Annotated in this window: 1 pseudogene; it reads right to left on the minus strand. The window is 44.9% G+C overall.

Annotated features, from left to right (window positions below):
• A pseudogene (locus R7Z50_RS28285) lies at positions 1–321 on the minus strand (HAAAP family serine/threonine permease); the annotation flags it as partial.

Below are 321 nucleotides of genomic sequence, written 5' to 3' on the forward strand. Positions count from 1 at the left end.
TTGCTGCAGCCCAAATTGACAAGAAAAGAACCACTACGCTAATACGATCAATACGTGTTTCAGACAAATTTGAGTGCTTTGTGATTAAGCCGTTCAAGCTTTCACGTGCGCCTAAGAAATGACCAAGGAAAGAAGAAGTGATCGCGACAAACGCCACCAAAGGACCAAGTGTTGCGATGAATGGGTTATCCGTTGCGTTTGCAAGGTAAGAGAGTACGGATACGTTTTGCGCTTTTGCCTGTGCAAGTTGCTCTGGCGAAAGTGCTAATACGCACGAGAAAACAAACAATAGTACGAATGCGATAAGCATGATGCTCGTGC

It is taken from the genome of Vibrio sp. 1249-1 (genome assembly GCF_033340495.1).